At 66.1% G+C, this 11566-nt stretch carries 4 protein-coding genes; 1 reads left to right on the top strand and 3 read right to left on the bottom strand.

Annotated features, from left to right (window positions below):
* Nucleotides 1–15: 15 nt before the first annotated feature.
* A complete protein-coding gene (locus tag ACFYOH_RS43655) occupies nt 16–8661 on the top strand; it encodes a hypothetical protein (protein WP_388637653.1) in 8646 nt (2881 codons plus the stop codon).
* A gap of 497 nt (nt 8662–9158) precedes the next feature.
* Here the strand turns inward: ACFYOH_RS43655 and ACFYOH_RS43650 are convergent, their stop codons facing one another.
* The 3 genes from ACFYOH_RS43650 to ACFYOH_RS43640 all read right to left on the bottom strand — a co-directional run.
* On the bottom strand, nt 9159–9290 hold the full coding sequence (locus ACFYOH_RS43650) for a hypothetical protein (protein ID WP_388637650.1): 132 nt from the start codon (nt 9288–9290) through the stop codon (nt 9159–9161).
* A 171-nt stretch (nt 9291–9461) separates the two neighbouring features.
* Entirely contained in the window at nt 9462–10604 is a 1143-nt protein-coding gene (locus ACFYOH_RS43645) for a globin domain-containing protein (RefSeq protein ID WP_388637647.1), read from the bottom strand.
* A 563-nt stretch (nt 10605–11167) separates the two neighbouring features.
* Nucleotides 11168–11566: integrase core domain-containing protein (locus ACFYOH_RS43640; protein WP_388637644.1), on the bottom strand; the 399-nt coding region annotated here is incomplete at its 5' end.

Genomic DNA, 11566 nt, shown 5'->3' with positions numbered 1-11566 from the left:
CTGCACATGCATGCCGTGCACACGGCGAATCTGCTGAAGGGGGACTGGTTCGGCACACCGCCCCGGCTGGACATCGACCCGTCACAGTTCAACAGCACCGCACTCAACACCGGCACGGACGACAACGGTCCGTTCACGGGTTCGGGCCCCTACCAGCTACGGCCCGACGACGCCGAGAAGTGGACCGACTCCACCGAAACCCTCGTCAACCCCGACAAGGGTCCGCGCACCTGGAGGGGGTCCTCCGGCATCCCGGCCAACCCGGAATCCGCCCCCCGCGCGGATGAAACGCTTCCCGCAGTCGGCGAACGAGGACACACGTCCGCTCCCCGTCTCCCCCTGCGCACCACCAGCCCCGACCGGCCTGATGAGGGACCGGTCGCGGCCCCCCACGCCGCCGAGCGGATAACACACCCGGCCCGAGGACTGGATGAGGCGCCGTCCGCAACCTCGCCAGCGACGACCGCCGGTCCTCCTCCCGCCGACGGCACACTGCCCACCACCGGCACCGGCATTTCCGGTTCGCCTGGCCGGACTGCTGGAGCGGGTACCGGACCGGTCGGTGCAGGACCGCTGCCGCAGCACGCGCCGGCGGGTCCGGCTCGGGTGTCCGTCCATGAGGCGTGGAACGACTTCGCCGGCCGGGACTCGAAGTCCGCGGAGGAACTGCTGCGGTTGACGCGGTCGTTGATCCTGAAGCGGGTCCCCGAGTTCGGGGAGAGCGATGACGCCGTGAAACGCGCCTACGCCGTGCTGACGTCCACCGAGCTGGGTCGTCATCTGGGCGCCCAGGCCGAGGCGCTGGCCAAGCAGGTGACAGCCGGACGCAAGTACTTCATGCAGGGTAGGGTCGACTGGAACCTGATACACCCCGGCGACCAGGCAGCAGCGGTCCTCAGTGGTGGCCGGGAGACGGTATGGCGGTTCTCGGAAGAAGACCCACACGAAGTGTTCGAGCAGGGATTCAGTGCCCGTGACGTCTCCCGGGTCATCGAGGGTCGGCAGTGGCCGGGCAACCGGGACGCCCAGTTCGTGGCCACCACCCGTGACCCCGACCTCAGATTTCACAACAGGCGATTCCGCTACCAGATCGACACAGCTAGCAACTCCGACCCGACCGGAATCGACATCAACGCCACGCTGGGCGATGAGTCGACATTCGCTGAAGAGCAGGAAATCGCGTTCACCGGCCGTATCGACCCGCAGGCCGTGGTCAGCGTCTACGACTACTTCCTTGACCAGACAGGCACCCACCGTGACGGTGTCGTCGTCTGGGAGCACGGAGACACCAGCCCCGAGGCCCTCGCAGCCCGGCAGAACAGGCAGACACCGCACACGCTGCCGCCCACGCCGAAGGAAACGACAGCCCCGACCGAGGAGACAGGATCGCTTTCCCAGGACCCGGCCGCCGTACACCACACCACGAACACCGGCCTGTTGTCCGACAACATTGACAACACCCACAGCCCTGCAGGCACTCCGGGCCCGCCCTACGCCCCGGCCGCGCCGGAACCCAAGATCCCGGCCATCGAAACCTTTGGTACAGCGGAGCCGGCACTGCCAGAACCGCAGGCACACGAGCCCGCAGTGGATCATGGAACACGCGCTGACTGGCAGGCCGCCTTTGACGAGGCCCGCGACCTCCTGCAAAGCATCGACGACGAGCACGAGCTTGCGCAGGTGCTGGCATCAGCAGGCCACATCGTGGCACGCGATCATGTGGTGCCGGCACCCGGCGGCGAGGAAACGCCCTACCGCCGCCTGCACGAAGACATCGTGAGATCCGTCGCATCAGAAATACTGCAGTACGGCGAGCACCTTGCCGAAGACCACTCGCGGAAACTGAGCACCCTGTTCCGTACCGCGCCCACCGGCCCCCGACCCGCACGCCTCCTCGGAGGAATATCCCCGACCGGGCACGACGACCGCATGCAGCGAAACCTGCAGACCCCAGGAGCCGGCAGCTCACAACACGGCACCAGACAAGCAAGCAGGCGCCGCGACACCACCAGCCCAACAGCGGCGGCGGACAACACACAGCCGACCACTACAAGCGGCGGCCGACTGCCGGACGGACTGCCCGAACGTTCTGCGCGGGTGACGTCCGCCGAGCTACCCACCACGAGCCACGGTCACAACACCACCGAAACCACAACAGCGGACAACACCCAGGCCGGTCCGTCCAGGCAGCCCGCCGGTCGGACGAGGCCGGCACAGAAGCCGGCGGATGGGGGATTTACGCGGGAAGGCAGCCTGTTCAGCGACGCTGACGGAGCGAAGAAGAGCCTGAATGAGTCACCGGCGGGTGTGGAGTCCTCTGCGGATAGCGACGACGCCACACTCGTCGCCGGGGATGAGACCGGCGCCCGTCTCATCCCCGGCGAGCCGAAGAAGCCCTCCACGAACCCGTTCAGGTCAGTAGAGGACATCAGGTCCTGGCTGAGCGACGTGGGAAAGGCCCGCATCCTCGACGCCAACAGCCGTTTCCCGACCGACAAGCACGCCTACCCAGCCCACCCGAGCCGGAACGTCGAGTACTCCGCTGCTTACAGGAACCTCCACGCCACCCCCACCCGATTGAGCTATAGCGGTTCCTCCAGCCGTCACCGTCCTGCCAACGAGATACGACGGTCTCCACTGCACGATAGCCAGATCGCCGAGCACTGGCATTGGTACACAGGCCAAGGCCCCCGGTCCGAAGCGCTTCAACAGATAGACCGGGCCCTACAGAACTGGGTGGGCAGCCTCGGAGTCCGAAATCAGGCTCCCCTCGAGTACGAACGTCGCAGTCTCGAGGAGATCATGGGCGCCATCCATGCCTGGAAGCTGGCCAAGCCCCACGGGAGCTCGCGGATGGAGGCTGTGGACCGTCTGCTGGAGCACGTCGCGGCACAAAAGCAGAATATTGACCGCGAGTGCGAGTTGGCCCATCTGGCCCGTCGGGCGGACCACCAGGTGCCACGGCTCAGGCAGGGTCCTGGCACCCGTGGAGTGAGAGTCGAACCTGGGCCGACCTACCTGGCGGACCACCAGGTGCCCCGCGCGCAGGGTGATCCAGACGTGCCGGGCGTGCCGCCGATCAGGCAGGTGCCCGGCACCCATGGAACTCGGGGATTCTGGGTCCTGGACTGGGCCGGACTACTGAATATAGAAGGATCTGTTCAGTTCGATCACATCTACGAAGCATTACCCGATCACCCCACGATTGCCGCTAGGGACCAGTATGCACGGGCGCCTTGGAACTCCACGGCGATAGTCCTTGCGGTGAACTTGGACCACGAGGGCCAGGTTGTCCGCCGCGACAGAGGATACGAGCTAGCCGTGCCGCACCAGCGGTTCACGGAACAACTGGTTGCCGTTCTCTCACCTTTCACTGGCCAGGGCCGCGGGGGCATACCGATCGCTTTGGCCCACTTTGCGGGACAAGCACATTCCCTGGCACGTGCCATCTTTGAAGCAATCGGGCGACCTGTCTATTTCCACACCCGTCCGCTCGTGCTCCGCCGCGGCAGGACGTACTGGCACCTGGCTCCCTCTTCCACTGACCGTGAAAGAAACCCTGTCGGCCAGTGGACGCTGTACGACTCTGAACCGCCCACTTATCCCGCACCGCCCGTACACCAGACGGAGGGGGACGTCCGCCCCGGTGAACACGGAGATACGACGACGCGGGGCGCGGCCGATGTCGCTCCCTCCGCCGGGCGACTGATCCGGAACTCGCCTTTCATCGGTGTGGTCAACACCGACGAGCACATGGTCGACGGGTTGCGCGCCGAACTGCGGAGAGTGATCGCGAGCGTGGGCGGCAACGAACTGACCGCCCGTGCAGGCGCCGACGACCGCCAGGCGCGCCAGGCTGTCAAAGATGCCGTTCTTACCGACGCCCGGGTCCAGTCGCTGGCACGTCACCTCGACGCACACAGCAGGGCCAACCAGACAAGCAGCGGGGAACAGCACACCGAAGTCGAGGAGCTGTTCAACGCGTGGTGGGTCAGCCACGCCGACACCAGCACGCCCTCACCCCGTATCCGTCCGCTCGGCCCAGACCGCTCACACGGTTCAGCGCCCAAGCCCGTCGCAGCCATGAGGGTGTCCTCGACGCCGGGTGGTGGTTCCGAGCGGGTTCCGTTCGATCACGGCCTGACGACTGTTCAGGCCGCCGGTCCCGGGAGAGAGCAGGGCGAAGGGGCGACGGCTGCCGGCCGCCTGGACACCAGCGCCGCTCTGACCAGCCCTGTGACTGCGGGGCCCGACTCCGTGCCCCCCGGCGGCCGCGTCTTCGACGAGCTCACTGGAACCCGTACCGCTACGGCAACCGAGGCGGACGGCACCGGGCCGGCGCCGTCTCACGGCGAGGCGGACACCAGCACCGGACCCGGTACGCCTCTGCCGGGGGTGGGGCCGGATGATTCCCAGGAGGCTGCGGCCGGGAATGCCGCCGCCCCCGCGGCACGTGTGGCCGAGGCGGACCCGACGGCGGTGGTGTCCAGCCTTGAGGAGTGGAACGCCTTCGAGGCAGACGACCCGCGGTCCGCGGGCGACCTGTTGACCGAGACCTTGTCCTTGCTGCGCAGGCATGCCCCGGACTACGAGGACGCGGAAACAGTCAAGCGAGCCTATTCCGCGCGCACGTCCACTGATCGCAGACAACCGCTGCGTCATCAGGCTGAACTGCTCTCGAACAAGGTTGTCGACGGCCACACCTACCTCTTGCGCGGCGGCGCGCCGACCAGCCCGAGCGGTGCCGTTGATCGGAGGACCTGGCCGCAAAACGTCACCGACCCGGTGGAACACGTGCAGAGCGCTGGACCAGGTGTGGTGCACGTCCATCCGGTTTCAGCCCAGCACCCGCTGAGCAGCACCGACCGTTCCGCAATTTCCGACATTGCCGAAACCATCCTCAACATAAGCACCTGGATCGCGCGATCCAGGTATCCCAAACCCAAAATCACGATCGTGGGATTCGAGCGCCGGGGACTTTTCGGAGGCGGAAAGGAAGCCGCATCCCATGCCAAGACCCGGGCAGAAAATGTGTATTCCGTACTGCAGGAATCACTCCTTAAAGGCTGGGGAAAGCGTCCCTGGCTCCGCGCGTTCCTAGACAATAGTTTCGACATTTCTCTGGATCTTCGACCCGCTGCAGGTAGGGATGTAGAAATTGAAGTCGTCTACATGCCGGAGCGAAGCGATTCTCGAGCACCGCGGGCGGCAATCACACCTGCTCCAAGGACTTCCCGAGGATCTGGCGAGAATTCTGCTAGGGAGCGCAGAAATTCCGGTAAGTTGCGCAAGCAAGCGGAAAGGAGTGAAACTGACAGGGGTCGCGGCGCTGCACCTCTCGCCGGCGGCGGCGACCTGAGTGCAGGCGAATGGGTCTTTATCGAACAGGAGATTCCACGCTCGGAGATTGCTTATGCCCCCGGGCTCGCGGCGGCCGCCCCGGGCGACCACACCGGCCGGAACACGGACCCGGTACCGGACCGTGCCGCGGGCACGGCCGCCGGTTCCGACGCCGGGCCCCGCGGCGACGAGGGATCCGCGCCGGACGCCCGGAACTCCGGGCCCCGGCAGGCGGCTCTGGGTGCGCTACGCGAGAGCCTGCTGCCGCGCCGGTCCCGCGTACTGAGCAGGCCCGAACTGGAAAGCGTCGTCGCTGAAGCCGTCGCCGCTTTTCACCTGAGCGGGAAGGCCGGCGCCCCCGATCCCGGGGCTGTCTCCGAGCCGGTGTCGCTCTCCCCGCACGAGATGTCGGTCCAGAAGTGCCTGCTCCTGTTGTCGTCCCTGCGGGATCGGCTCTTCCGACAGGGGATAGGGCCCGCGGCCGCTCAGGACGACAGCGTGGTGGGTGTTCGGCCGCAGGAGGAGCTCCTCACCGTGGGGGCGGACTGGCGAGCCGTCACGTCGTGGGGTGCCCTGGCGCACGCGCTCGAGAGCGCGGGGTCGGGCAGTGCCGCTTTCGTACTGGCCCGGCGCCCGTCGGGCATCGGCCACGCCTTCGCCGCCTACGCACTACCCGGGAAGAACGACGGAGACACTCCCCAGATCGTGTGGGTCGCCGCGGACGACAGCGCTCGGATCTCCGAGGACGTCCCGGACATCGCATCGTCGGAGGCGCACGCCGTCGTCATTGACAGCTCCGCCCGTGTCGTACCGGATGCGCTGCCTGCCTCCGCGGCATCCTCTTCAACGAATCGTCCGCTTATTGACGCCGCCACTCGCCGTCAATACGGCGCAGGCACGTCGGGCACTCCGGAAAAGATGCCGTGGAAATGGCCGGCCGATCCGGTCGCTTACGTGCGGAAGGCTGGAAACGATGTCGTGCACGTGTACCCGCTGGACGCGTCCGACCCCTCGGGCGATTCCGCGCAGAGGAAGATCTCGCAAATCGCCAGAAGCATTCTCGCCGTCAGCATGTGGACCACCAAGTCCGGCCTTCCGAAGCCAACGATCAAGATCGTGACGCCGGTCAGCAAGGGACTTCTCCAGACCGACAAGGACGCTTACTCCGCAGCCATGAGCCGGGCGACGGAGATAGGTAGTGAGCTCCAGAAATCTCTGAGCGCGGCATGGAAGTCCGACTACATGCTACTGGCCTTCCTTGACGGAAAGTTCGATGTCGCACTGGACCCCCAGACCAAGGCCAAGGGCAACGAGGTGGAGGTTGTCTACCTCCCTAGGAAACAGCAGCCGAGCAACTCCACGATAATCCCGTCGGGCAGCAGGCCGGCAGACAACCCAAAGCCGAAGTCGGAGCCGGCCGCGAACCCGCGGGACCCGAAGCCGGCACGAAAGAACGAGCCGACACCCGTCGCCAACTCGTCCGGAAGCAAGTCGACAGGAAAACCCGAGCCGGTCACTCCCGCGTCAACCGTGGGGAACAAGCCCGCAAGGAAATTCACGAAGGAGCCGAAGAAGGTCGTACCGCTTCCCCCTCCCGCGGAGGACTCGGAAGCATGGGTCCTGATCGACAAGCCGGTCCCGTCGGACAGTTTCCGCCCTGCCGGGGCCCCGGACCGTGAACCCGACCACCCGCTCGCCGGCCCCTCGCGCCCGCGCCGCCGATCCGGCATCAGCGGCGACCCGGCTGCTTCCCGGCCCGTCACCAACTCCGCCGACACCACCCCCGGCCCCGGACGGACCTGGTGGTCCGAGGCCGGCGTGCAGACCGCGGGGGCCGGGACGACCGGCCGGCGGGAAGCCGTGAACCCCCTCCCCGTGTGGGAACCGCCTGCCGGCAGAGTCACGGTGGGATATGACGGCCGGCCGCAAACAATTCCCTTCCCGCCGTCGACCCATATTTTCGTGGAACGGGATGGCAGGCGGTACGGCCTGACGCCGACACTCCTTCGGGATTTTCTGGCCACGTCGGGCATACGTCTCTACGAAGGCTCCGTGGCAGATGCGGTAATACCGCATCTATACACCACGGACAGCATGAAGGTATATCGGAGCTACGAGGGAGGGCGACTTCTGGAGGATTTGAGGGAAAGGTCGTTCAGAGAACACGCACTGGGACAGGGGGGAATTCTCGAAGCGAGCGTCGAGCTTTCCTCGAGGATTACCGAGGAGTTTCCGCCGGAGCAGTATTTTTATCTGGGACTGGGACGCAGCCCTGTTCCGGTGGTCGCCGCTCTCCAGGCATCAGGTCATGACGCCGACTCCATACCGCTGTCGAGCTTCCGGGCGGGGCCCGCCGATCGTCGATCCATACTCAGTGAAACGTTCGACAGGCGTGGTTTCGCTCCGCTCACGCCCCAACAGCAGGACCTGCTCTATGCGCACTTTGACGAGTTCGTCCTCCCGCATACTCGCCATGACAAGAGCATCCTTCTGATCGATTACTCACAAAGTGCGTTGTCGCTCTTTTCGGCGCAGCACCACCTGGACGAGTACTTCAGGGCACGCGGAATCGACATAATCCCCGAGGCGCTGGCTCTTCACGTGGACAGCCCCGAAAGGCCCGAAAGGTCCGTCCAGGGCCTGATCAATGAAATCACGAAGTCCGTGGACTCATATATTCCGGGGCTGCCCCCGAGGGGTCCTGTTGACCGCGCATTTGAACGTGCCGTTTGGCGTGACACCGTCCATACACTTTCCCTGAACAGCCTCGGCGTCATGGGTAGGAACATGGAGCACGCATTTGCCAAGGAGGCATTCGACGGAATATCCGAGTACGGGCGCTACAAAATCCTCGACGAGACGCCGAAGACTTTCAAGAAGACGCGCCCCCTGCGCTCTCATGCCACAGGGAAAAATGGTTACAAGGCGCTGCAAAATCTCTTGATGTTCCATCCGGACCCCGCCCTCACCAACCTCCAGCTCAACGAACGCCATGCCGCGATACGGCGCGCGAATAACGCTCTGGCCGCATCGAGGGAATACCGGCGGAGGGCGCAGAACTGGAAGCAGCAGTTGGACACCGCGATCGCCGAACGCAATTCAACACTGGACTGGCTCGCGGAGCTGGAGGACCGACTGATCTCGACGTCGTCGGCTCGACAGAAAACGTCACTGAAGCAAGACATATCCAGCACGCGAAAGGAGCTGGCCGATGCGAATCAGAAGATGTCGCAGACGGAGGAGCAGCTCCAGGCGGCGGAGTTCCTGGCAAAAAAGGCGGAGAAGCAGGAACGGCAAGCGAGGAAAGAGGCAGGGGCTTGATTTCCAGCCCGTCGGCGTGGAACAGGTCCTGCGCCTGTTCCAGGCCCCTCGGCGTGCGCGGCCGGCAGGGCCGTTCCAAAGTCGCTTGGTCTTGGTGTTGTTGCTGGTCACGGGGCGATGCCGAGGAGGTCGAGGGGGCGGGTGAAGGGCCAGAACAGGTTTCCTTCTCCGTCACCCGCACCGGTCCACCAGCTCAACGATCCGCCGGCTGTTCGCCGCGAGCGCGACCGGCGGCTGAACCGCTCGGGACGGCGCGAGGTGGGGTGAGACCCCGGGAATACGATCCGTATGCCGGGGTCTCACCCCGTACGGGGCAGTCGGTGGAGTTGTTCGTTCGCCCGCCGAATTCGCCGTGGCCGGTGTTCAAGGGCGCCGCTGCGGTCCGGTGGACGAAGGCCGGCCGCAGGTCGGGGTCCTCGGGGACAGGTCCCAGCCAGCTCAGCTGGGGTGTGTACGTACGTGCCGAAGCCCTCCACCTCAGCGGTGACCTCCGCGAGTCATCGGCGTGGATCACCGGCGCCCGGGTTCTCGGCGGCGTACTGGCGGATGAACACCTCGGCGGCCGCCAGGACGGCCTTGTCCGCTGGCGGGCGGCGGCGAGCTGGGACGAGGGAACGGGGAAACTGCATCGGAGTCTCTTCTGCTCGGTGTCTGGTGCTCGTACAGCCTGGCGCGCCGGCGCTGGTCCAGTGGCCGGTCGGCCGGAAAGGCGGAACGTGGTGGAATCCGGCTGCTGGACATGGCGAGTGGGTGGCTGGCGGGAGAGCGTGGGGAGGGGACCGCCGGATGGGGCCGGACGCTCATTCCTCGAGCGGTTCCTGCAACTGTCGGGGCAGCAAAGCGGCCTCGAGCACGGGCACGTCGAAGGGGTCGAAATGAATTCGCTCCTGCGGAATGCCCTGCCGGGCCAGGGCGGCACCGGCTTGCGTGACCATGGCTACGGGCCCGGAGACGAACGCCTCGTGCCATGGCCATGGCCCGAACTCGTTCAGCACCTGGGCCAGAGTGCCCTCGAGTCCCGCGATGCGCTCGTGCGACACTGCGGCCCGCACCGAGAGCCAGTGGTGTTGTTGGGACATCCTGAGCATGTCGTCCAGGCCATAGAGCTCCTCAGCCGTGCGAGCGCCGACGAACACGTCGACATAGCGCTCGATACCGCTGCGGGCCGCCTCTTCCACCAATGCCTTGATGGGGGCTGTGCCGGTCCCACCGGCCACGCACACCAGGTCCCGGTCACTGCCGGGGTCGAGGGTCATGTCGCCCTGCGCGGGTCCGAGCCGTATCACGTCCCCGGGCTTGGCAATGTGGACGAGGCCCTGGCTGACCTGGCCCTGGGCGACCGCACGCACGTGGAAGGTGAGGGTGTTGTCCGCTCGCGGCGCGTGCGCGGGCGAGTAGTAGCGCCACGCCTTGGGCTGCCAGGGCGTCTCCACGCTCGCGTACTGGCCCGCCGCGTACGGGTAGAGAGCGTCGGGCCGCACGGTGATCTCCGCGATGCCGTGGCCGCGCTGCACGTGGTCGACGATCTCCGCCTCCCACAGCGCGGGCGCCGTGCGGGCGTCCTCTGCCGCGGCGTGCGTCATCACCTGCGCGACGACGCCGTATCCGTGCAGCCACGCGGAGGCGGATTCCGGGCTCCACGCCGGGCCGGCGTAGCGGGCCAGGGACGCCAGAAGGCACTCGCCCACCGCGGGATAGTGGCCGTCCAGTGCACCGAACTTGCGGTGGTCCCGACCGAGCCGGCTGCAGAACCGGATCAGGTTCTCCGGGTCGTCGACGAAGTCGACGATGCGTAGCAGACCGCGCAGCAACCGGTCGCGCTGAACGTCAAGGTTGTCCGGGAAGAGTCCGCGGACGTCGGGGTAGCGTGCGAACAGGATGGCGTAGAAATACACGGTCATGTCTGCTGCTTGCGGGCCGACCGCGGCGACGCTCGCGCGCATCAGCGCGATTTCCTCCGCGGGCAGCGGCACGAGGTCCGGCAGTGGATTCGGGGGCGCAGGCGCGGACACAGGCGCTGCTGCTTGCGGTGTCTGCTCCGTCGCATCGGCTGTGTCGCGCCGTCTACCGCCTCTTCGTGACGCACGGGTAAATCTCACAGAGTGCCATCCGCTTTGGATTGAATCGTCATGATGTCCTGCCGTTCCGTGGCGAGCGGTGGGCACACAATCGGCAACCACCCAGATCAAGGTCCTCTTCAATGGCTGCGCACAGCGATTCCTCTGTTGTAGCAGGTAGCCCGGCTCTTTCCGAGAGAAGCTCGGGAAACGTGCCCCTTTCCCGGGTTGCGCCCGGCGGGTAACGATAGCAACCCAGTGAGTAGATACGTATCGGGGTAGCGGGGTGTGTGCGGGGCTACTTGTACGAGTTCAGGTCGTTCTCGGTGGGTGTGCCGACGCAGGTGGCGTGGTAACTGGATAGGTGGTCGGGTCGGGACTGGTTGATCTTGATGGGTGGGTCGGCGATCATGGGGCTGAGGTTGATCCCCGGGAGTGGACACCGGGTTTCATGCGACGAGTGACAGCGTATGTGACGTTATCAGTTGCTGTTCGAACTCGGCTGGTGTGAGGTAGCCGAGCGTGGAGTGCCGACGGCGCCGGTTGTAGTACGACAGCCAGCGGAACAGCTCCAGCCGGGTCTGTGCCTTCGGCGTCCAGCGGCGGCCATGGAGCAATTCGCGCTTGAGGCCCTGGAAGAACGACTCGGCGAGGGCATTGTCGTAGCTTGAGCCGACCCGGCCCATGCTGCGGCGGATGCCGTGCCGGCGGCAGACCTCGGTGAAGGCGGCCGCGCTGTATTGGGCGCCCCTATCGGTGTGGAAGACGACGCCGTGGACCCGACTGCCGCGGGCAGCCACGGCTTTTTCGATCGCGTCGGTGACCAGGGAGGTGCGCATGTGGTCGGC

Origin of the sequence: Streptomyces sp. NPDC007856 (genome assembly GCF_042868225.1) — a bacterium.
In the GTDB taxonomy this organism is placed as follows: Bacteria; Actinomycetota; Actinomycetes; order Streptomycetales; family Streptomycetaceae; genus Streptomyces.
Note: the sequence above shows the minus strand (reverse complement) of the source record. Positions and strands in the feature narration are given on the sequence as shown.